At 60.7% G+C, this 22,562-nt stretch carries 17 protein-coding genes and 1 pseudogene; 5 read left to right on the forward strand and 13 right to left on the reverse strand.

Features of this window, described 5'->3' with window-relative positions; translation table 11 throughout:
- Positions 1 to 18 precede the first annotated feature (18 nt).
- A complete protein-coding gene (locus ACR52_RS08495; protein WP_048722958.1) occupies positions 19 to 1,419 on the forward strand; it encodes an amino acid permease in 1,401 nt (466 codons plus the stop codon).
- A 98-nt stretch (positions 1,420 to 1,517) separates the two neighbouring features.
- Here the strand turns inward: ACR52_RS08495 and kynA are convergent, their stop codons facing one another.
- A complete protein-coding gene (gene kynA, locus ACR52_RS08500) occupies positions 1,518 to 2,375 on the reverse strand; it encodes a tryptophan 2,3-dioxygenase (protein ID WP_048722959.1) in 858 nt (285 codons plus the stop codon).
- On the reverse strand, positions 2,372 to 3,022 hold the full coding sequence (gene kynB / locus ACR52_RS08505; protein WP_048722960.1) for an arylformamidase: 651 nt from the start codon (positions 3,020 to 3,022) through the stop codon (positions 2,372 to 2,374). The genes kynA and kynB overlap by 4 nt, the downstream gene beginning before the upstream one ends.
- A gap of 324 nt (positions 3,023 to 3,346) precedes the next feature.
- Between kynB and ACR52_RS08510 the strand changes: the two genes are divergently transcribed.
- The gene (locus ACR52_RS08510) at positions 3,347 to 3,691 is read left to right on the forward strand and encodes a cupin domain-containing protein (protein WP_003230905.1); all 345 of its coding nucleotides are present in this window, start codon (positions 3,347 to 3,349) and stop codon (positions 3,689 to 3,691) included.
- An 84-nt stretch (positions 3,692 to 3,775) separates the two neighbouring features.
- Here ACR52_RS08510 and mmsB read toward each other — a convergent pair whose 3' ends face one another.
- Both mmsB and ACR52_RS08520 read right to left on the reverse strand, forming a co-directional pair.
- Positions 3,776 to 4,663, reverse strand: coding sequence for a 3-hydroxyisobutyrate dehydrogenase (mmsB, locus tag ACR52_RS08515; protein ID WP_048722962.1), 888 nt, complete (start codon positions 4,661 to 4,663; stop codon positions 3,776 to 3,778).
- A gap of 15 nt (positions 4,664 to 4,678) precedes the next feature.
- The gene (locus tag ACR52_RS08520) at positions 4,679 to 6,196 is read right to left on the reverse strand and encodes a CoA-acylating methylmalonate-semialdehyde dehydrogenase (RefSeq protein WP_048722964.1); all 1,518 of its coding nucleotides are present in this window, start codon (positions 6,194 to 6,196) and stop codon (positions 4,679 to 4,681) included.
- Positions 6,197 to 6,327: 131 nt separating this feature from the next.
- Here ACR52_RS08520 and ACR52_RS08525 point away from each other — a divergent pair, with 131 nt between their 5' ends.
- Together ACR52_RS08525 and ACR52_RS08530 are read left to right on the forward strand one after the other, a co-directional pair.
- Positions 6,328 to 7,275 (forward strand): LysR family transcriptional regulator, encoded by a 948-nt coding sequence (locus tag ACR52_RS08525; RefSeq protein WP_048722966.1) that lies wholly within the window; start codon positions 6,328 to 6,330, stop codon positions 7,273 to 7,275.
- Positions 7,276 to 7,605: 330 nt separating this feature from the next.
- Positions 7,606 to 7,896: a DUF3077 domain-containing protein gene (locus ACR52_RS08530; RefSeq protein ID WP_048722968.1), complete on the forward strand. Its 291-nt coding sequence runs from the start codon at positions 7,606 to 7,608 to the stop codon at positions 7,894 to 7,896.
- Positions 7,897 to 7,940: 44 nt separating this feature from the next.
- Here ACR52_RS08530 and ACR52_RS08535 read toward each other — a convergent pair whose 3' ends face one another.
- From ACR52_RS08535 to ACR52_RS30250, 3 genes are all read right to left on the reverse strand, one after another.
- On the reverse strand, positions 7,941 to 8,888 hold the full coding sequence (locus ACR52_RS08535) for a LysR substrate-binding domain-containing protein (protein WP_048722969.1): 948 nt from the start codon (positions 8,886 to 8,888) through the stop codon (positions 7,941 to 7,943).
- Positions 8,888 to 9,736, reverse strand: a complete 849-nt coding sequence (locus ACR52_RS08540) for an EamA family transporter (protein WP_048722971.1) — start codon at positions 9,734 to 9,736, stop codon at positions 8,888 to 8,890. The genes ACR52_RS08535 and ACR52_RS08540 overlap by 1 nt, the downstream gene beginning before the upstream one ends.
- 93 nt (positions 9,737 to 9,829) lie before the next feature.
- Positions 9,830 to 10,162 (reverse strand): hypothetical protein, encoded by a 333-nt coding sequence (locus ACR52_RS30250; protein ID WP_152687600.1) that lies wholly within the window; start codon positions 10,160 to 10,162, stop codon positions 9,830 to 9,832.
- 171 nt (positions 10,163 to 10,333) lie between these two features.
- Between ACR52_RS30250 and ACR52_RS08545 the strand changes: the two are divergent.
- Positions 10,334 to 10,501 (forward strand): annotated as a pseudogene (locus ACR52_RS08545) (DUF3077 domain-containing protein); the annotation flags it as partial.
- A gap of 131 nt (positions 10,502 to 10,632) precedes the next feature.
- Here ACR52_RS08545 and ACR52_RS08550 read toward each other — a convergent pair.
- The 6 genes from ACR52_RS08550 to recC form a co-directional block, all read right to left on the reverse strand.
- Positions 10,633 to 11,124: an OmpA family protein gene (locus ACR52_RS08550; protein WP_048722975.1), complete on the reverse strand. Its 492-nt coding sequence runs from the start codon at positions 11,122 to 11,124 to the stop codon at positions 10,633 to 10,635.
- Between the two features lie 4 nt (positions 11,125 to 11,128).
- Positions 11,129 to 12,391 (reverse strand): diguanylate cyclase domain-containing protein, encoded by a 1,263-nt coding sequence (locus tag ACR52_RS08555; protein ID WP_048722976.1) that lies wholly within the window; start codon positions 12,389 to 12,391, stop codon positions 11,129 to 11,131.
- Positions 12,388 to 12,954: a YfiR family protein gene (locus ACR52_RS08560; protein WP_048722978.1), complete on the reverse strand. Its 567-nt coding sequence runs from the start codon at positions 12,952 to 12,954 to the stop codon at positions 12,388 to 12,390. The genes ACR52_RS08555 and ACR52_RS08560 overlap by 4 nt, the downstream gene beginning before the upstream one ends.
- A 143-nt stretch (positions 12,955 to 13,097) precedes the next feature.
- A complete protein-coding gene (gene recD / locus ACR52_RS08565) occupies positions 13,098 to 15,167 on the reverse strand; it encodes an exodeoxyribonuclease V subunit alpha (RefSeq protein WP_048722980.1) in 2,070 nt (689 codons plus the stop codon).
- A complete protein-coding gene (gene recB, locus ACR52_RS08570; protein ID WP_048722982.1) occupies positions 15,164 to 18,838 on the reverse strand; it encodes an exodeoxyribonuclease V subunit beta in 3,675 nt (1,224 codons plus the stop codon). The genes recD and recB overlap by 4 nt, the downstream gene beginning before the upstream one ends.
- Positions 18,835 to 22,287 carry an exodeoxyribonuclease V subunit gamma gene (recC, locus tag ACR52_RS08575; protein WP_048722983.1) on the reverse strand — a complete coding sequence of 1,151 codons (3,453 nt, stop codon included), beginning with the start codon at positions 22,285 to 22,287 and terminating at the stop codon, positions 18,835 to 18,837. The genes recB and recC overlap by 4 nt, the downstream gene beginning before the upstream one ends.
- Between the last annotated feature and the right edge of the window lie 275 nt (positions 22,288 to 22,562).

Consider the following 22,562-nt stretch of genomic DNA (forward strand, 5'->3'; position numbering starts at 1 on the left):
AAGTAGAAGGGAATGTTAATGGCGGATGACATGGTTAACCCGGTAGGCCTCAAGCGTGGCCTGAAGAACCGGCATATTCAGCTGATTGCCTTGGGAGGGGCGATTGGCACGGGGCTGTTCCTCGGCTCGGCGGGCGTGCTCAAGTCGGCGGGGCCGTCGATGATCCTGGGCTACGCGATCGCCGGTTTCATCGCGTTCCTGATCATGCGCCAGCTCGGCGAGATGATCGTCGAAGAACCGGTGGCCGGCTCCTTCAGCCACTTCGCGCACAAATACTGGGGCGGTTACGCGGGCTTCCTGGCGGGCTGGAACTACTGGGTGCTCTACGTACTGGTGGGCATGGCCGAACTGACGGCCGTGGGCAAGTACATCCAGTTCTGGTGGCCAGAGATTCCGACCTGGGTCAGCGCGCTGGTGTTCTTTGTCGCGGTGAACCTGATCAACACCCTGAACGTGAAGTTCTTCGGTGAAACCGAGTTCTGGTTTGCGATCATCAAGGTGGTGGCGATTGTCGGCATGATCGTACTCGGCTGCTACCTGCTGATCAGCGGCACCGGCGGCCCGCAAGCCTCCATCAGTAACCTGTGGGACCACGGCGGGTTCTTCCCGAATGGCAGCATGGGGCTGTTGATGTCCATGGCCTTCATCATGTTCTCATTCGGCGGCCTGGAACTGGTGGGTATCACCGCCGCCGAGGCCAGCGAACCGCGCAAAGTGATCCCGAAAGCGATCAACCAGGTGGTCTACCGGATTCTGATTTTCTACGTCGGCGCCCTGACCGTCTTGCTGTCGCTGTACCCGTGGGATCAGCTGCTGCAAACCCTCGGCGCATCGGGCGATGCCTACAGTGGCAGCCCGTTCGTGCAGATCTTCTCGCTGATTGGCAACGACACCGCCGCGCAGATCCTTAACTTCGTGGTACTGACCGCGGCGCTGTCCGTGTACAACAGCGGCGTGTACTGCAACAGCCGCATGCTGTTCGGCCTGGCTGAGCAGGGCGATGCGCCCAAAGCGTTGATGAAGCTGAACAAGCAAGGTGTGCCGCTGCGCGCCCTGGCGATTTCGGCACTGGTGACCCTGCTGTGCGTGGTCATCAACTACGTCGCGCCGCAGGACGCCCTGGTGTTGCTGTTCGCGCTGGTGGTTGCCTCGCTGATGATCAACTGGGCGTTGATCAGCCTCACCCACATCAAGTTCCGCAAGGCCATGGGCGAGCAAGGTGTGGTGCCGTCGTTCAAGACCTTCTGGTTCCCGTTCAGCAACTACCTGTGCCTGGCGTTCATGCTGATGATCATCGGCGTGATGGTGGCCATCCCCGATATGCGGCCGTCGGTGTATGCGATGCCCGTGTGGGTGGGGATCATCTACATCGCGTACCGGTTGCGGATCAAAAAAGCCAGGGTTGCAGTAACGCAGTAACCCATGTGAGAGGGGGCTTGCTCCCGATGGCAGTGTGTCAGTCACTTACAGAGAGACTGACCGACCGCCATCGGGAGCAAGCCCCCTCCCACATTTGATTACAGCGTGGAACGCACTCGCCACAGCTCGGGGAACAGCACGGTGTCGAGCATCTTGCGCAGGTAACCCACGCCCTCGGTGCCGCCGGTACCCGGCTGGAAGCCGATGATGCGCTCCACCGTGGTGACATGCCGAAAGCGCCATTGGCGGAACGAATCTTCCAGGTCGATAAACTTTTCGGCCAACTGATACCGGTCCCAGTAACGGCTCGGATCGCGATACACCTCACGCCACGCCGCCTCCACAGACTCATCATGAACCGTGGCCGCCGTCGGGTCGCGTTCAGCACGCTTGGGGTCAATCGTCAGACCAGCCTTGGCCATCAGGTTGATCGCCTCGTCATACAGCGACGGTGTGGCAATCGCGACTTTCAACTCGTTCAACAACTCCGGCCGATGGGCGTGAGGCCCCAACAGCGCCGCGCTTTTATTGCCGAGGATGAATTCTATCTCACGGTACTGGAACGACTGGAACCCCGACGACTGCCCCAGGAACGGGCGGATCGCCTTGTACTCCGACGGCGTCATCGTCGCCAGCACCGCCCAGGCGTGCACCAGTTGATCGAAGATGCGCGACACCCGCGCCAGCATCTTGAATGCCGGCGGCAATTCGCCCATGCGCACGTGTTCGCGGGCGGCCTTGAGTTCGTGGAGCATCAGCTTCATCCACAGCTCCGAGGTCTGGTGCTGGATGATGAAGAGCATTTCGTTGTGGTCCGGCGACAGCGGGTGCTGGGCGCTGAGGACTTTGCCCAGGTCCAGGTAGTCGCCGTAGCTCATGGACTCGGAAAAATTCAGTTCGGCGTTATGCCATTCTTCCGGCGGTTGGTAATCGGGAGAAAAGGGACACTGGCTCATCGAGTGGGCTCCTTGAGCGGACGCAGGATTGCGCGTACAGGGCTGGCATCGAGGTTGGCAAACCGCAGCGGCAGCGCGATCAGTTCGTAGTCGCCCTCAGGGACGTCATCGAGCACGATGCCTTCGAGAATCGCCATGCCATGGCGGGCTACGGCGTTGTGAGAATCCATGGTCTTGGACTGTTGCGGATCCAGCGACGGCGTATCGATACCAATCAGACGCACACCGAGGCTGGCAAGCAGCTCAATGGTTTGCGGCGCGATGGCGGTGAAGTTCGAATCCCATTCGGTCAACGGCGCTTGTGGATAAGTGCGTAGCAACACACGCTCCGGCAAGTTATCCACACGCCCTTCCAACTGATGTGGCTGCACCAGCGCGCCGCTGTCCAGGCAATGCAGCACCCGACATGGGCCCATGTACACGTCCAGCGACACCTCGCCAATCGGCGCGCCGTCCGCGCTGTAATGCAGCGGCGCATCCACATGCGCGCCGGTGTGCGGCGACAAGGTAATGCGCCCCACATTCACCGGGCACTCCGGGCCGAACTGCCACACACGCTCTTCCTGGAACGGCGTATCGCCCGGCCAGGTCGGGGTCGCCGTGCTCAAGGGCGGGCTGATGTCCCACCACGCTTTTATTGGGTTCATTTCAAGGCTCTCGGTCTTTACTGGGGTGAATGATACGAGGGCCTGCTGCGAATTTTCTTGCGAATTCTGGCGCCAAGCGGGAAATCTTTCGCACTTACTGCGAGGAAATGGCGAATGGGTGATTGGATCTTTCAAAACGTTGCTTACTGGGTATCCCATTCTGTAGGAGCGAGGCGGGCGCATACAAGGAAACAGCGAATGGGTGATTGGGTATGTCAAATACACCCGCCTGCGCTTCTGGACATCCCGGTGTCGAGTTCAGACCATCTGCACAACGCTCAAGGCCTTAGGGTGCATCTTTCCATTCCCTGCCTCGGAGTCATCATGTCCAAGCCCATCACCGTACTGCGCGACACCCACCCCTTGCCGGTCCTGGATGCCTGCAAATGGGAAAAGCTCGAAGGCGACCCGCACACCGTCAACCTCAACGCCTACACCAGCGAAGACGGCAGCAAGATCATGGGCACCTGGATCTGCACACCGGGCAAGTGGTACGTGGAATACGTGAAGTGGGAATACTGCCATTTCCAGGAAGGCTACTGCGTGATCACCCCTGAAGGGATGGAGCCGATCCATTTGCGGGCTGGGGATATCTTTGTGGTGGAACCGGGGATGAAGGGGACGTGGGAAGTGGTCGAAACGGTGCGTAAGTATTTTGTGTTTGCTTGAGCCACTTCTACAGTGAACTGTTTTCTTGTGGCGAGCGGGCTTGCCACAAGAAGCCCACTCATCACAGTCAGCCTGCTCGCCCCATTATTTGGGCTTGCGATAGCTGTTGATGATCGCCGAGAAGTCCTTGCCCCCTTCCCCACGCTGGCTCATCGATTGATACAACTGCTGGGCCACGGCGCCGAGGATCACCGGCTGGTGGGCCTGGCGCGCGGCTTCGGTGGCCAGGCCGAGGTCTTTGAGCATCAGGTCGGCGCCAAAACCTCCGGTGTAGCCACGCGACGATGGTGCGGTTTCGATCACGCCCGGCCATGGGTTGTAGGTGTCGGAACTCCAGCAGCGGCCGGTGGAGCTGTTGATGATCCCGGCCAGCACTTGGGTGTCGATACCCAGCGCGTCGCCCAGGGCCATGGCTTCGCTGACGCCGACCATGCTGATACCCAATAGCAGGTTGTTACAGATCTTGGCGATTTGCCCGGTGCCTACGTCGCCGCAGTGCACAATATTGCGGCCCATCTGTGCCAGCACCGGTTGCAGAGTGGCAAACAGTTCCGGGGTGGCGCCGACCATGAAGGTCAGGGTGCCCGCACTGGCGCCGCCGGTGCCGCCGGAGACCGGGGCGTCGGCCACAACAACACCTTGCTTGGCCGCCGCAGCGGCGACATCGCGGATGGTTTGCGGGTCGATGGTGCTGCAATCCACCGCCGGCACGCCTTTGCCGATGCCGGCCAAAACGCCGTCTTCATTCAGCCAGACGCTGCGTACATGGGCAGCAGCCGGCAGCATGGTAATCACCAGTTCGGCACCCTGGGCCGCATCACGCGGCGAGTCGCTGATGCTGCCGCCCAGCTCGGCCAGTTCCTTGAGCACGGCCTGGTTCAGGTCGAACAGGTTCAGCGCGTGCCCGGCCTTGATCAGGTTGCGGGCCATGGGTGCGCCCATGTTGCCCAAGCCGATAAATGCAATCTTCATGGTCGTCTCCCGTAATCAGCGCAGGTTGATGGTGGTGTTGACGCCATCGTTGACCGTGTCGTCATCGAACCAGCGGCTCGTGACGGTTTTGGTCTGGGTGTAGAACTGCACCACTTGCTTGCCGTACGGGCCGAGGTCGCCGAGCTTGGAGCCACGGGAACCGGTAAAGCTGAAGAACGGCACCGGCACCGGGATCGGGATGTTGATGCCGACCTGGCCTACATCGATTTCGCTCTGGAATTTACGCGCCGCTGCACCGCTCTGGGTGAACAGGCCGGTGCCGTTGCCAAACGGGTTGGCGTTGACCAATGCGATGGCCTGGTCGAGGGTGTCGACTTCCAGCACCACCAGCACCGGGCCGAAGATTTCCTGGGTGTAGATCTGCATATCGGTGGTGACGCCCGAGAACAACGTCGGGCCGACAAAGTTGCCTTGCTCAAAGCCCGGCACCAGGATGTCGCGGCCGTCGAGTTCCAGCTTGGCGCCTTCTTTCACACCGCTTTCGATCAGTTCCAGGATGCGTGCCTTGGCGCGCTTGGAAATCACCGGGCCCACATCAGTACCCGCTTCGCTGCCGGCATTCACTTTGAGTTTTTGCGCCAGCGCCTTGAGGTCCGGCAGCCATTGCTTGGCCGCGCCCACCAGCACCACCACCGAGGTGGCCATGCAACGCTGGCCCGCTGCGCCGAAACCGGCACCGACCAGCGCGTTGAGGGTGTGTTCGCGGTTGGCGTCCGGCAGCACCACGGCGTGGTTCTTGGCGCCCATCATCGATTGCACGCGCTTGCCGTGTTTGCCAGCCAGGTCGTAGACGTGGGTGCCGACGGCGGTCGAACCCACGAAGGACACAGCCTTGATGTCTTTATGGGTGCACAGCGCATCCACCACGTCCTTGCCGCCGTGCACCACGTTGAGCACGCCGGCCGGTACGCCGGCTTCCAGCGCCAGCTCCACCAGCAGCACGGTCGACAGCGGGTCTTGCTCGGACGGTTTGAGTACGAAGGTGTTACCGCAGGCAATCGCCATCGGGAACATCCACAGCGGAATCATCGCCGGGAAGTTGAACGGGGTGATGCCGGCGCACACGCCGATGGGTTGGCGCAGGGTGTAGGTATCGACCCCACCGGCGACGTTTTCAGCGAATTCGCCCATCTGCAACGTGCCGATGGAGCACGCATGCTCCACTACTTCGAGGCCACGGAAAATATCGCCCTCGGCGTCGGCAATGGTCTTGCCCTGCTCGGCGCTGAGGACGACGGCGATGCGCTTGGAATGTTCACGGATCAAGGCTTGCAGCTTGAGCATGATGCGCATGCGCGCGCCAATCGGCGTCAGCTTCCAGGTCTGGAAGGCGCGATGGGCAGCGTCGATGGCAGCGTTGACTTCATCGGCAGTGGCGAAGGGGACTTTGGCCAGCACTTGCTGGGTGGCCGGGTTGACGATGTCTTGCCAGTGGGTGGTCTTGGACTCGACCCATTCACCGTTGATCAGCAACTTGACCTGTTGCACGGAAATGTCGGCAGATGCGTTCATGTGGTCTCCAAATCTTATATTTATGCAGAGAACCAAGGCGTTGAATCACCTTGAGGATGAGGCGTTCGGACTGTTTTTGGAGTATAGATGTGCAAACTTCTAATAAGAACGCACATAAAAGCCGGTCCAATATGCAAAAAAACATCACATCACTGGGCTCCCTGAACTGGGATGACCTGAAGTTTTTCCTCGAAGTGGCCCGCACCCGCAAGGCCAGCGTCGCCGCCAAGCGCTTGGCGGTGGACTACACCACCGTGTCGCGGCGTATCAGCTCGCTGGAAGTGTCACTCGGCACCCTGCTGTTTGAAAAATCCCGGACGAGCGGTTTTGTGCTCACCCCCGAAGGCCAGCGTTTGCTCGGTTATGCCGAGTCCATCGAAAGCACGCTGCACATGGCGTGCGAGCAAGTGTCCGGCTCCGGCGTGGCGCTGTCCGGCCATGTGCGCATGGGCTGCACCGAAGGTTTTGGCAGCTTCTTCGTCACCCCGCAGTTAAGCCACTTCGTCGACACCTACCCGGCGATCTCGGTGGACATCCTGCCACTGCCCCACTTCATCAGCCTGTCCAAGCGCGAAGCCGACATCGTCATCGCCCTGGAGCGCCCGGAACACGGGCCCTACGTGTGCTGCAAATTGTGCGACTACAAACTGCAGCTGTACGCGACCCAGGAATACCTCGACCAACACCCGCCCATCCAGCGCCCGGCCGACTTGGCCGAGCATCCATTTATCAGCTATGTGGATGACCTGGCGTTCAGCTCGGAGCTGTTGTACCTGGCAAACGTAGTGCCCGGCGCCAGCGCCAGCTTGCGCAGTACCAGCGTGATTGCGCAGTACGTGGCGGCGCAGCAGGGCCGGTCGATGGCGATATTGCCGTGCTTTTTGGCGGCGCAGGATCCGCGGTTGTTGCCGGTGCTGGGGGAGCAAATTTCGATCACGCGGCAATTTTGGATGTACTGCCGGGAGGATTTGAGAAAGTTGAAGCGGATTACGTTGTTGTGGGATTACATCCGGGAGGTAACGGAGCAGAACCAGGGGTTGTTGATGGGGCAAACGCGGGAGATCAAGTTCGCGGATTAAAGGGCCAGCAGCGACGATTCGCTTTAAATTGCAGGACGTTTCCTAGAGACTCTCCACCCTATTGCGCCTTACCGTTTGGGTCACTAGCCTCCCTGGGTCGCTGCACATCAGCGACCGGGTTTAGCGATCCGGGTTTCAGGCGTGACACTGTCCCAACAGTATTGGCTGGCTCTAGTCAGCTTTTAGCGTTTTATGGCGGCTGTGTGCGGGAGACTTTCGAGTCTACCCGGGATGCGCTCTGGCCCGGATCGCTAACCTGCACACAGCTGCCACCCTCTTCATGTTTAGCGATGTGATGTGGCAGCTCTACTTCAGCAGAGAGCAATCATCATGAGCAAAATCGTCCCCGATCCACCGCTGTCCTCCCTCACCACCCTCGGCGTCGTCACCTTCGGCGACTACGGCGAAAACCAAAAACCGCTGTTCCGCGTCAACGCCGGCATGCCCCTCGGCGAAGCGCTGGAACACGCCTCCACCCTGCTTTACTACTCCAAGAAACTCGCGATGGAAGCCGCCATGGATGTGCGCGGCGAGCAATATGCGTGGGCGGCGCATTACCTGTGTGAAATGGGCAAGGCGGTGGTGGATGACCTGACGCAGGCGATGACGCCAAGCAGTTAAGCGAACACCGTTTAAATGTGGGATTGGCTTGCTCCCTCCCACATTTAAACCGCGCCAGCCCCGGCTATTTGCGGATGCCGAGCCCGAACGTCCCGCAGAAACTCAACCGCACTGATCTTGAGCCAATCAATTAACCGAGCAATATCCGGCTCCGACTGCCGTCCCTTTCGGCAAATAATGTAGTAGGCCGCTGGCGACATCATCACGGGGCTATTCAACGCAACCAACGCACCGCCTTCCAATTGGTCATACACCAATGCAGTCCTACCCAGCGCTATTCCTCCGCCCTTCACCGCCAGACTGATCGCTAGGCTCGAATCCGGAAATCGAGGCCCATGGTGATAAGGCGACGCCGCCAGCCCCTGAAACGCAAACCAGTTTTCCCACCCCGGACACACCTGATCATCCACCCGATGAATCAACGGATATCGGGCGATATCCTCCAGCGCAATATCACCCTTCAACCGCAAAAACTCGGGAGAACAAACGGGGAACACTGCGTCTCGCATCAGCAATTCGACATGATGATCCGGGTACTCACCGTACCCCATCACCACCGCGACGTCGTATTGATGAGCCTCCAAACTGGCGCTATTCATGTCGGCGCTAGTCAATACCAGATCAAGGTTGAACGAGGCCTCAGTGTGAGAGCCATGCATTCTGGGGATTAGCCACGTTGAACAGAGGGAAGACGTGCAGGAGAGGTACAACGGTTGGGATTTACCGGGATTGAGTGAATGCAGTACCCCATCCAGCGCCTTGAAAAACCCATCGGTAACCGGCAACAACGCCTGCCCCGCTGCCGTCAGCTTGACGCCGCGTGAATGCCGCTCAAACAACTGCACGCCCCACCACTCCTCCAGGCCTGCAATTTGATGACTGATTGCACTGGCGGTGAGGTTAAGCTCAGAGGCCGCACGCGCAAAACTACCGGTTTGCGCAGCGCTGACGAACGCTTGAAGCATCGGTGTGGGAGGCGGACGCTGGGCCATCAGGTGCTCACTTTGATCAAGATGATCCCGCAAACAATGACGAATGCCGAAAGCATCCGTCGCCAACCGAACCGCTCATGAAAGAATAGAGCGGCAATAATGGCGCCGATAATAACACTGGTTTCCCGCAGCGCAGAGACCTTGGCCACCGCGTCCAGCGACAACGCAAACAACACCAATCCGTATGACGCCAGGTAAAAAACACCGCCTAATAGGCCGACTCGCCAATGCCCACGTATCGCATGAGCCAAGGCCGAACGCTCCTTGCAAAACGCCAGCACCGGGATCGGAATACTCTGGAACGCCGTCAGGTAGATGATGTATTGCAACACCGTCTCACTGGCTCTTACACCTTTGGCGTCCACTACCGTGTAAGACGCGATAAACACCCCGGCGCAAACCGCCATCAGGATCGGCTTGAACATCTGCGCCGTCATCCTGCGCACAAAGGTGAGGCTGATAATTCCCACACAAATCAGCAACACTCCCACCAGCGCCTGGAGTGACAACTGTTCGTGCAACAGAAAGTAGGAAAATAGCGCGACCAATACTGGCGGCACCCCACGCATCACAGGGTAAACCTGACCGAAGTCACCCGTTTCGTACGCTTTGATCAGAAATAGCCGATAGACCGTATTAAGCAACACGGAGACGAGGATATAGCCCCCTACCTCCAGGCTCGGCACACTAACAAGCGGCAACGCCAACAGGCATATCACCAACGCGGTGCCATCCACCATGGCCAAGGTCATGAAGCGACTGCTACCGGCGCGGACTACGGCGTTCCAAGTGGCGTGCATAAAGGCAGAGATCAAGACCAGCGTGATCGCGATTTCGGAGTTGTCCATGGGTCTCGGCTTTTTCTTTTGGAGACAATAAGGCTTCGAATGTTTGGCAGACCCTATCTGAAACCCTTGCTCATCCAGGTATCGAGATAGCGCTCAAGAAAAGTCAAAATGCACAGCATTGGGTGCACTTTTCGACAGCGCTAACCGTTCCAACTGACCAATCACTGTTGCATTTCGGAACGTAACTTGGCTCTTCGAATCTCGGGCCGCGATTGCCTGACTATCACGTTGCAACGTCGAGAACATAGACGAATCAACTGTTACATCAGCGCCAGAATAAATGAGAGCAAGTACCTCAGGATTACTGATAGATATCGGCTGCTTTTCCAGAAAGTCTGTTTGTGCGCCTTGTAACTCATCAGCCAATACTGTTGAACATCGGGTTTTAGATACCTCTTGGCGAAAATTACTGACATTTATGTTCATCGCAATCCTTTACGGGGCTTAGTTGGAGCGGCCATTTAACTAAGCCCACCACTTGCGAAAAAGCGAAATCTCATCAACCTAGCCGTCAAAATTCGTCATGGCAGACCTTTCCTACAGGGGAAGTACTTGACGGTCGTTGCTGGGGTCAGGTCATGGTGCGTCAAACCCGGCGAAGCGCTGGAACACGCCTCCACCCTGCTTTACTACTCCAAGAAACTCGCGATGGAAGCCGCCATGGATGTGCGCGGCGAGCAATATGCGTGGGCTGCGCATTACCTGTGTGAGATGGGCAAAGCCGTGGTGGATGACCTGACACAGGCGATGACGCCAAGTAGTTAAGCGAATAGATCGGTCCCACGCTCTGCGTGGAAATGCATCTTGTGACGCTCTGCATCAAGACTTTAAGAGCAGACGCAGAGCGTCCCGGGCGCCATTCCCACGCAGAGCGTGGGAACGATCAGCCCGCAGGGTCAGTCCGCAATCACCACAATCGACACCCGCCGATTCTCGGTGCGCCCCGTCGCTGTGTCGTTGGCGGCCACGGGCTGACTACTGCCCAGGCCGCGCAGTTGAATGTTTTCTTCTTTCACGCCCACACGGGTCAGCACCGTAGCCACACTTTTGGCGCGGCGCAGGGACAGTTGCTGGTTGTAGGTTTCTTTACCCGACGTATCAGTGTGGCCGTCGACACGTACGCGCTCGATACCCACGCCCAGCAAGGCCTTGCCGATGCGTTCGACGATGTCGGTACTGGGTTGGTTGAGGGTTTCGACGTCGCTGCCAAACAGCACTTTGCCCGACAGGCCAAACGCCCAGCCTTCGTCGGTGAGTTCAAAGCCTTGTTGTTTGAGCACGGCGACTTGCGCCGGGGTCAGGCCTTTGGGTGGGGCAGTCTGGCAGCCGCCGAGGGCCAGGCAGGCCACCAGCAATGAGAAAAATAAAACGCGTGCGGTCGAGAACAAGGGTTTAACTCCTGTGATGAACATTGACGACGGGGGCTTCCGATTCCGCCGTTTGCTGGCCACCCTGGGACAGGCGCTTGGCCTGGTACATCGCCGCATCGGCGGCGTTGAGCAGGGTGCCGGGGGTGGCGCCATGGTCGGGATAAATGGCGATGCCGATACTGAGAGAGGTCAGCACTTGGGTATTGCCTGGCACCTCAATCGGTAGGTCCATGCTGGCGAGGATCTTGTCGGCAATGCGCTGCGCATCTTCGACCTTGTGCAAGGGCGCCAGCAGGATCGCGAATTCATCGCCACCCAGGCGCGCCACCAGGTCATCGTCACGCAATTGCGCTCGCACGCGGTCGGCGACGGCCACCAGCACGGCATCGCCGGCGGCGTGGCCGAAGTTGTCGTTGATGTCTTTGAATCGGTCGCTGTCGAGGAACAGCACCGCCACGCGCTCGTTGGCCTTGGCGGCGCTGCGCAGGGCGCGGATCAGGCGGCCTTCGAAGAATGCGCGGTTGGGCAGGCCGGTCAGGCTGTCGTGGTTGGCCTGGTGGGTGAGGGTTTCGTTTTCACTTTGCAGGTGGCTCTGCCAGGCTTCCATTTCGCCGAGCAGGGCATTGAAGTCGCTGCCCAGGCTATCGAGTTCAGCGATCTGCGCCGGCGGCACGCGGCGGTCGAAGTCGCGCTCGCTGCGGGCGGCGTGGGCAACGGCGGCGAGGCTTTGCAACGGCCCGGTGATGCCCCGCAACAGGCGCCGCGCCAGGTGCAAGGCCACCCAGGCGCTGAGGGCGGTGCAGATCAGAATCCCAGCCAGGCCGCTAAGCAGGAAGCGCAAAAGGCTGCCGCCATGGCCGGTCAGGTGAATGCTGCCGATGGTTCGGCCTTGATGCACGATCGGCTGGCTGATGGGCTGTTCGAGCAGCGTGTGCGCCAGTGACAGTTCGACCCGCGACAACATGCCGGTTTCCGGGCGTACCCATTGCGCCAGCAACTTGCCGTTGGCATCCAGCACTTGGGCCTCGGCCACTTCTTCGGTGGAGGCGATCAGGCTGAGGGCTTCGGTGGCCGCAGTGCTGTCGTTGAACACCACCGCCGCTTCCACTGTGTAGTTGATGGAGCGCGCGATCAGGTGCAGGTTGTGCTCGGCGTATACACGCAGCGCCAGCACGCCGAGCAGGGTCAGGGAGACACTGGCCAGGGTCACTGCCACCAACGCCAGGATCAGGTGCCCCCGCCCGATAACGGAGCCCAGGGTCGGGCGCACTTTATCGACCTTCATGATTCAGGCGCCCGGCGGCGGGACAGTTGCAGCACGCTGGGGTGAATGCGCACGCCGCTGCGGGCCACAGAGTCGAGGTTGACCTCGAACGACACCTGCTCATCGCCCACCCGCAGGCAGAACAGACTGCCTACGGTGCACTGGTCGCCGCCTTCGCTGATGCTGAGCACCGGGTGGCCGATCAACGAGGCAAACAGACGGCTGCGCTCATCGCCGGTGAGTTTGCCGATGTACACGGCGTCACACGCGCTGACGATATCGGGATGGCCAGCCAGCAGGCGCTGCACCACCACCGGACGGCCGGTAGCCTGGGTGGTGCCTTTGACCAGGTCGTCGGTGTATTGGGTCGGCCCGACGATGCACAAGCGCAGTTGCGCAGGTTCCACCGGCCAACGGGCGTAACTGAGGATACCGAGAACCACCTGGGTGACCGCCTGAGCGCGCGAATCGGCAGGGCTGGGTGCCTGGGCAAATGCGCCGGGCGCGAGCAGGCACAGAACCGCCACCAATAGCGTGCGTCTCCAGCTCAAACTACGCTCTGTGGGCGAGACGGCCACGTTCATGCAGCGATTCTCTCAGGTGATATCGAGGGATGATGCCGCAACGATAGCACAGCGGCGAAAAAACCCACGAGGCAGTGCTTCGAAGGGTCCCGCTATTTTTTCAGAAAAATCAGACGCCTGAAGCAGAAATATCGCATGACCTATCAGTCAGTTTTTTCAGACGTATGCCCCAGTTCCAGCATCAACCCACTCAAGCGCTTGACCTTGCGCCGCACCGCTTCCTCAAACACACCGCCACGGGGTTCGATCAGGCTGAACCAGCGCTTGGCCCGGGTGATACCGGTATAGATCAGCTCTTTGGTGAGCACCGGGTTGAGCGCATCCGGCAGGATAAGCGCCGTGTGGGTAAATTCGGAGCCCTGGGACTTGTGCACGGTCATGGCGTACACCGTTTCCACGTCATTCAGACGGCTGGGCAGAACAAAACGTACACCGCCCTGGCCATCGTTACGAGGGAAGGCAACGCGCAGCACTTGAGGGCCGCCGTCGCTTTCAGGCAGTTTCAGGGCGATGCCGATATCGCCGTTCATCAGGCCCAGGCCGTAATCGTTGCGGGTCATCAGCACCGGGCGGCCTTCGTACCACTGTTCATCACCCTCGATCAGCCGCACTTTGCGCAACGCAGCGGTGATGCGCAGGTTCAGTCCTTCGACACCCCAGGGGCCTTTGCGCACCGCGCAGAGCAACTGGAAGGCGTCGAAGGCTTGCAGCAGTTGTTGCGCCCAGTGGGTCCAGGCGAGGTCGTCGCGCGGGGTGTCGAGGGGCGGTCGCGCACTTTGCAACAGGTTGAGGTAATAGCGATAACCTTCGGCGCCGCCGCCCTGCCCGTCCAGCACCAGCCGTTCCAGGGCATGGTCGTGTTCGCCCTTGAGGCTGACGCAGAACAGGTCGCCATGACTGCGGGCGGCCAACAGTTTGCGGGCCTCTTCGGCGTTCTGCTGGTTGACCCAGCGTGCCAGTTGGCCAATGCCGCTGCCTTCGCCGAAACGCCGCGAGTAACGCAGCATCACCACTTGTTGAGCCAGTGGATGGCTGCCGTCGAGGTCCTCCTGCAGGCCGCTGGCGCTGAGGTCTTCGCCGCTGACGGCTTGCAGCCATTGCCGTGTAGGTGGGCTGTACCACCCGGCTTCGGCGTCGCGGCACAAATCGCCGAGTACAGCGCCGGCCTCCACCGAGGCGAGTTGGTCCTTGTCGCCCAGCAGCACCAACCGTGCGTGGGGCGGCAATGCGTCGAGCAGGTTGGCCATCATTTCCAGGTCGATCATCGACGCTTCATCCACCACCAGCACATCCAGCGGCAGTGGGTTACCGAGGTGATGACGGAAGTGGCGGGTGCCCGGACGGCTGCCCAGCAGACGGTGGACAGTGGTGACCTGGGTCGGGATTTTTTCCCGCACGCCGGCCGGCACTTTCAGCGACAGCACTTGCTGGCTGATGGATTCGGTGAGGCGCGCAGCGGCTTTACCGGTGGGCGCGGCCAGGCGAATGCGCAACGGGCTGCCGGCTTCCACCGCCGGCGCCTGCAACAGCGCGAGCAGGCGCACCACCGTGGTGGTTTTGCCGGTGCCCGGGCCGCCAGTGACGATGCTGAAGGCACCCCGTGTGGCCAGGGCGCAGGCGAGTTTTTGCCAGTCGATCACGCCATCGGGCGGCGGTTGATCGAACAGGCCATTGAGGCGCTGGGGCAAATCGGCAGCGACTGTCTCTTGGGTGGCCAGGCGCAGGCGCAACGCGCTGTCGATGCGCCGTTCGTAGGTCCAGTACCGGCGCAGGTACAGGCGCTTGCCGGACAGCACCAACGGGCGGCTTTGGGCAGATTCACTGCCATCGACGGCCAGGGCAACCAGATGGCTCGCGGCCAGGGCATGGCACCAGTGGGCGCCGTCCAGGCCGTCCAGCAGTTGCGACGGCAACAGCATGGCGCCGGTTTGTGCGTCGCCTTCAGGCGGCAGCGACAGGGCAAAATCCGGAGCCTTGAGGGTTTCGAACAGGTCCAGGCACACGTGGCCATGGCCCAATTGGTGACTGGTCAAGGCCGCCGCCAGCAGCACCAAAGGGTCGGCCTGCGGGTCGAGTTCATGCAGGAAGCCTACAAAGGCTTTGTCCAGGGCGCGCAGCCAGCCTCGGTCAACCCAACGCTCGAGCAGTTGCACCAGGTCGGCGGCGCGGCTGAGGGGTGTCAGCGCCTCCAGCGGTAGCGGCAACAGGCTCATAGCAACACTCCTTGTTCCCAGGCGGGCTCAGCTTTGGGTGGGATCGATTTGCCCTGGAACAGCAGGTCCAGGCCCTCGATCAGTTCCCGTGGCGGCCGGGTGAAATACGCGCCGCGGCTTGTGGCCTGGGTGCCACGCAGGAACAGGTACAGCGCCCCCCCGACATGGCGATCGTAGTCGTAGTCCGGCAGGCGTGCCTTGAGTTGGCGATGCAGGGCCAGCAGGTAAAGGACGTATTGCAGGTCATACCGATGCTCGAGGATCGACTGCTCCATGGCCTCTTGGGTGTAGGCCGAATCGTCAGGCCCGAGCCAGTTGGATTTGTAGTCGGCCACGTAGTAGCGGCCGTCGTGTTCGAAAGTCAGGTCGATAAAGCCCTTGAACATGCCGTTGAGCAGCACCGGTTCAGCGGCGACGCGAGAGACGCCGTTGTGGGTGTACTGGCACACCAGCTTGTCGAGGGCGAGCACGTCGACTTTGTGGCTGGCGAACCAGAACTCCATTTCGATCTGGTACTGCTGCAGACCGCTGAGGGTAACCAGGTCGTTATCCACAGGCAGCGGCGTTTGCAGAAGATGCTCAAGCCAACCGCTGAGGGTGACGATCCAGCCCTCCCAATTGCGGCGGTTGCAGCGGGCGCCCACGGCTTTTTCGATAGCGTCAGAGGTGACATTGAAGCCCTCCTCGCCGGCCCATTCCAGCAGCCCGTGAAGAAAGGTCCCAGGATTAGGACCGCGTGGAAAACGGTGAATGTCACCGCCAGACGCAACCACTTCACGCGGTGCGTCGGGGTCGAGGCGTTCGTCATCAAACAGCTTCTGGGCCTGTGGGCTTTCCGGCGCTTCGAGGCTGGCGGCGCTCATGCTGTCGCCAATGCGCAAAGCACTGTAGGAGGCGATCCACCAGTTTTCGGCAGCCTTGCGTTTGGGCAACAAGGGCGCGAGCAGCGTGGCTTGGTTACGCGGAGGGTGGAATACGCTGTCTTGTGCTTCGGGTACGTGCCCGTAGTTGACGGCGGAGCTGCCTTCCTGCAAATCCAGCAGCCAGCGCGCAAGGCCCGCGGATTCACCCAGCGATGCGCCAGCACCGAGCAAATAGCCCAGCGCCGACAGGTGCAGCACGGAACTGCTGCTGTTGCCCCGCTTGAGGTCGGCAATACCCAGCCAGCACGCATGTTTCGCGCGGGTCAGGGCGACGTAGAACAAGCGCAGGTCTTCGGCCAGACGTTCGTTATCGGATTGGGCAATCAGCTCGGCCGTCGGGCGCAGGCTGACTTGGGATTTGCCGTTTTCGTCGTGGTAATGCAGCGGCAAGCGACTGCCATCGACTGGCTTGGCCGAGCAGATGAAAGGCAGAAACACCAGGTCGTATTCCAGGCCTTTGGACTTGTGGATGGTCACCACTTTGACCAATTGCTCATCACTTTCCAGGCGCAGGATTTGTTCTTCACCAGCCTGGCCCGACAGCGCCAAATGCTCGGCCAGATGACGGATCAGCGCCTGTTCACCGTCCAGCTCCGATGCGGCTTGTTGCAGCAGTTCACTGAGGTGCAACAGGTTGGTCAGCACACGTTCGCCGTCGCTGCGGGCGATCAGGGTTTGCGGCAGTTTGAAGTCGTGGAGCAGACGGCGCAGCATCGGCAGCACGCCTTGGGTGCGCCAGATCGCACGGTAGCCACGGAACTGCATGACGCGGGTTTCCCACGCCAGTTCGTCCTGGTTCAGACGCTCCAGTTCGGGCAACGACAGGTTCAAGGTGACGCATGCCAGGGCGGCACGCAGCGGGCGCTCGACGTCAGGCTCGGCGCAGGCCTTGAGCCAGGCCAGCAAGTCGTGGGCTTCCTGGGCGGCGAACACGGAGTCCTTGTCGGACAGGTACACGCTGCGCACGCCACGGGCGGCCAGTTCAGCACGCACGGCTTGGGCTTCCTTGCCGTCGCGCACGAGGATGGCAATGTCTGACGGCAGCACGCCTTTGAAGCGGCCATCCGCTTGCAGGAAACCAGCGCTGCCTTGTTGCCCACCGTTGAGTAACGCAACAATCTGCGTGGCGCAGGCAGCGGCCAGTTGCTGGCGATACACCGCATTGGAAATCGGCTGATCAGTGGGCAGGTGCCAGAGGTTCATCGCTGGCAGCGTTTGACCATCGACGTGCAATTGCTCTTTGCGGCCCTGGGACAACACCGGGTGGAACGGCACCGGGTTGTCGCCATTCGGCTCGCGAAACAGGAACGCGCCGCGACCTTTCTCCGCGCGCTGGAACACATGGTTCACCGCCTCGACCATCGCATGGCTGGAGCGGAAGTTGGTGCCCAACGTGTGGTGGCGGCCAGTGGTGGACTGACGGGCGCGCAGGTAGGTGTAGATGTCGGCGCCACGGAAGGCGTAGATCGCCTGTTTGGGGTCGCCGATCAGGAAAAGGCCGCTGTCGAGGTGGTTTTCTTCGATGCGGTAAATGCTGTCGAAGATGCTGTATTGCACCGGGTCGGTGTCCTGGAATTCATCGATCAGGGCCACCGGAAACTGCTCGCGGATCACGCTGGCCAAGCGCTCGCCGCCGTCTGCTTGCAGGGCGGCGTTGAGGCGGATCAGCATGTCGTCGAAGCCCATTTCGGCGCGGCGACGTTTTTCTTCTTCGAAGCGATTGCCCACCCAACCGGCGGCATGCTGCAACACGGCAGCGTCGGGCGTTGGCAGGGCTTCGAGACTGGCTTTGAGGCCGGCCATGGCGTCGATGCCGGGGTGGTGCGGCGGCTCGCCCTTCCAGGCTTCGGCCATGCCATCGGGGGTCAAGCGCGTGAAGCCGGTGCCGATGTCCAGTTGTTCCAGGGTTTCGTCTGCGGCCCAGGCACTGATTTTTTCGAACCAGGGCTCGAAGTAACGGGCTTGCATCTTGCGCCCGTCAACGGCTTTTGCAGCGACGGCTTGCAGGCAGATATCGCGCAATTGGGCAGCCCATTGCTGCCAGGGCGCTTTGAGTGCTATCAGCGCTTCGCGGCGCTCTTGCAGGCAGGCGTTGATCAACGCCGCTGGCTCGCGGGTTTCGTCTGTGGGCCGCTCGCTGCCGAACAGCGCGCGCACTCGCGGCATCAGCGCAGCCGGGCCGCCCCAGTTGTTGCGCACCCAGTTGAGCGCATCGTCGTGCATCGGGTAGCAGAACAGTCGCCAGTAGTCACGCAGCACTTCGCCGAGCAGGTCGCTGTGGTCGGTTTCCAGGGTTTGGGTAAACAGGCTGCCGCTGTCGAACGCGTGTTCGCGCAGCATGCGCTGGCACCAACTGTGGATGGTCGAGACGGCCGCTTCGTCCATCCATTGGGCGGCGATATCCAGGCGATTGGCGCAGGCGGACCACTGTTCGGGCAAGTATTGATCGCGCAGGTCGGCAATCAACGCGTCGGGTTGTTCAACTTCGTCGCGGAAGAACCGCGCGGCTTCGGCCAGGCGGATGCGGATGCGTTCGCGCAGCTCTTTGGTGGCAGCGTCGGTGAAGGTCACGACGAGAATCTGCGGCGGCAGCAGTTCGCGGCCAAAGCCCGACTCGTCACCGCCGTGACCGAGTACCAGGCGCAGGTACAACGCCGAGATGGTGAAGGTCTTGCCGGTGCCGGCGCTGGCTTCGATCAGCTGGCTGCCCTTTAGCGGGAAGGCCAGGGCCAAGGGTTTGCTGCTCATGTGTTGGCCTCCTCACCGGTGAGGGATCGCCAAGGGGCGTTGATCTGGGGTCGATACAAGGTTTCGCACCAGCCTTCGAATTCTTCGCTCGCTGTCAGGGCTGCGTAATCAGGGAATTGTCGAGTGAGCGCCGGGGTTTCGCGGCGTTCGCCGTCGGTGGTCAGGCCGTCGCCTTCATAGGCTTTACTCGCGGCGGCCTGGGCCTTGGCAGGGTCGGTTTGGCCGAGCCAGGCGAAGGCGGTTTTGACGGCAACGGGCAGCGGTTTTTCCATGCCAATGTGCCAGGCCAGCAGCAGGTTGCCGAGGATGTCCTGGGCAGTGGATTTATCCAATGGGGCCAGCAGCAAAGTGTCGTCACTGGCCACCAGACCGGTACTCAGTGGCAGGCCGCAGGCACAGGCCACCACGTGATTGACCCAGGGACGAATCAGGCGATGCCACTTACGCGTCTTGATCGAGCCGATGCTGTTGGGGATGGTGGTGACGCTTAACAATCCGCCATCACTGCGTCGATGCAGACCGCTGATCCAGCCTTCCAACTGAATGCCTTGATGCTCGAAACTGATCGGTTCAGCACTGGTGTGTGGGGTCGGCCAAAGGGCCAGGAGTTGCTGGTAGCGCTGCAGCAAATCAGGCAAAGGTTCGATCAGTTCGTTACGCAGGCACTCGCCGAAACCGACCATTGGCAACAGACCACTGCCTTGCAGGCGCAGCGCCTGGGCGTTGAGGGCCTGGTCGAGATGATCGGGTTGACTCAGTGCGGCGTTCAGCAAGCTGTCGCTCAGGCTGTACCGTTGCAGCGCGTCGAGGACGAAGGGTTCTTCATCGGCCAGGGGGACTTCGGCGGCTTCAAAGAATACTTTCAGACGTTGGCTGAAGAAGTGTTTGACCGGGTTGCGCAGGAAGTCCTGTAGCTGGCCCAAGCTCAAAGGTTCTTCTTGCTGATGAGGCGACAATGCCTGGGTGTCAGGGGGTAGATTTGTAGTTTCGTGCAGCAACTGCCATTCACGGGCGTAGCTGAACAACGGGTCGCCTTCGTGGAAGTAACGGGCGCTGAAAGGTTGAAGTGGGTGTTCCTGGGTCATTGCGTCCAGTAGCGGCCCTTCGTCTGTTGCGTGGTGCCAGCCGCTGGCGAGGTGATCACGCAGTTGGCCGATCAATACCGAGGCCGGACGCTCGCTGTTGTCGCGGATACTGCGGCCGACCCAACTGATGTAGAGCTGGTCGCGCGCCGAGAGCAGGGCTTCGAGCAGCAAATAACGGTCGTCTTCACGGCGTGAACGGTCGCCGGGACGGTAGTCGCTGCCCATCAGGTCGAAATCCAGTGGCGGTTGCGCACGCGGGTAGTCGCCGTCGTTCATGCCGAGCAGGCAGACGAGCTTAAACGGGATCGCGCGCATGGGCATTAGGGTACAAAAATTGACAGCTCCGGCGAGGAAGCGCTGTGAGAGACGCCCCTGGTCCAGCCCTGCCAACCAAGCCTCACGGACTACGGTGAGCGGTAACGCATCCTGCAGGCCGACGGACTCACAGGTTTCCAGCCAGGTTTCTCTCAACTGTTCAAGCTGGCCCAGCAAGTAGTCATCGTGCTCGCTGCTGGGTAGGAAGAATAGCTGCATCAAACGCTGCAGGCGCGCGCCCCACTCCTTCGGGGCTGCTGGTTGCGATAGGGCTTGATGGGCGTCTTGTAGCGCGTCGAGCAAGGCAACCAGCGGGCCGATCAGCGCTGCGTCGAGACCACCGATTTCGTCGTAGGGTTCGATACCCTCGCAGGCTGCGCCTGTACCCACCGCGTAGCCCAGCAGCATACGGCGCAGGCCGAATCGCCAGCTGTTTTGTTCCAGTTGTGTTGGCAATCCGAGGCCCGCGCGTTGCTCGGCGTTGAGGCCCCAGCGGATACCCGCGCCTTCGATCCAGCGGTGCAGCGTGGGCAGGTCGCGCTCCTTGATGGCGAAGCGTTCGCGCAGTGCCGGGACGTCGAGCAGGTCAAGGATTTCGCTGACGGGGAAGCGGCTGTCGGGGAGTTTTAGCAGGTGTTCGACGGCGATCAGCAGAGGATCGCGACCGCGTTGGCCTTGGTCTGTGAGGGTGAACGGGATGAAGCGCGGATCACTTTTTTCCAACTGGCCGAACACGGCGCGAATGTGCGGCGCGTAGCTGTCGACGTCGGGGACCATAACGATGATGTCACGGGGGCGCAACGCGGGATCGGCGCTGAAGCGTTGGAGCAATTGGTCGTGGAGAATTTCCACTTCGCGTTGTGCACTGTGGGCGATGTGGAAGCGGATTGAGGTGTCGTGCTGGAGATCGACCGCTGGCCATAAGTCGCGGGTTTCGTTGAGCGGGCGCAGCTCGAGGATATCGTCCTGGAGTTGATTGAGCAGCGTGGTGGGCTCGGTCTCGCTGAACAGGTCGATGCGACCATCGCGGAAAGCTGCACGGTAGCTGTTGGGGTCGTCGTAGCTGTCTAACAGGCTGATGTAGTCACGGCCCTGTTTGCCCCAAGCAGCGAGTAGCGGATGAGCATGCTGATGCAGGGTTTGTGGGTCGATGGTGACCGGCATGCCGGCTTTGCGCGCTTGGCGTTTGTACTCGTTACGTAGCAGGTCCTTGTCGGCCACGATATCGGACCAGTGATGGCGGCAAGGATTGTGCACGCAGAGCAGGACCTGGCTGAAGCGAGCCAGGCCGGCGAGTGCCTCGAGCGCTTGGGCGGGCAATGAGGAAATCCCGAAAACGATGACTCGAGAAGGCAGGCCCAGAGGCGCTTGTTCGAGGGTATTGATGCGCTCGATAAAACGCTGGTGAACGCCAGCGCGGCTTTCAGCCATGCCCTCTTCCCCCACATCCAGCAGCAGCGCACGCCATAGTTCGGCCTGCCAGCAGTTAGCGGGGTTGAGGGGTTTGGATTCACCTCGACCGTTACGCAATTGGTGGCGGCCGGCAGCCCAGTCTTCCAGCCAATCCGCGCGGTAGACCTGGTATTGGTCGAACAGGTCGGCCAGGCGCTCGGCGAGTTGGTAGCGTTTGCGCAGGTCAGTGTCATGGGTAAGGAAGCGTTGCAGCGGCTCGAAGTGCGGTTGATTGATGAGTTCAGGGAGCAGGCGCATCAGGCGCCAGGTCAGCGGGGCTTTATCGAGCAGGGATTTTGGCGGGATTTCGTCACGCCCCAAGACCATGCGATAGAGCTGCCACATGAAGCTGCCAGGAAGTTGTACGTCGATTGCGGCAGCGATACCGCAGCCGCCCATATCGTCATCTTCCGGATCTTCGGCCAGGGCCAGTTTGAGCCATTGGGCGATGCCGTTGCTCTGTACCAGGGCGATTTCGTTTTCCAAAGGCGCCAGGGGGTAGCGGCGCATCCAACTGACCACCAGGCTACGCAGCTCGTCCAAGCGGTTGCCGTGAACCACCATGAATCCAGCGCTGAGGGACGTCGCATCCGGCATAACGGCTTCCTTGGGAAAAGCAAAATCGAGGGTGCGACTTTAGCACTGAAGGCAGTTATTGGCGTCTTGGGATGCAAGATTCGGAGGGCGCTCAGGCGGTTATGGTGTGTTATGAGGATCAAGAGCGGGTGTTTCAGGAGGGAGCGCGGTATCGGATTTTTGGGCTTTCGCGGGGTATCAGGGAGTACGCGTTATCGTTAACGCCCATCGCGAGCAAGCTCAGCTCCTACAGGACCGCCCAAAACAAAACCCCTGTTTGCGTTAGCAAACAGGGG

Source organism: Pseudomonas fildesensis (assembly GCF_001050345.1).
GTDB lineage: Bacteria > Pseudomonadota > Gammaproteobacteria > Pseudomonadales > Pseudomonadaceae > Aquipseudomonas > Aquipseudomonas fildesensis.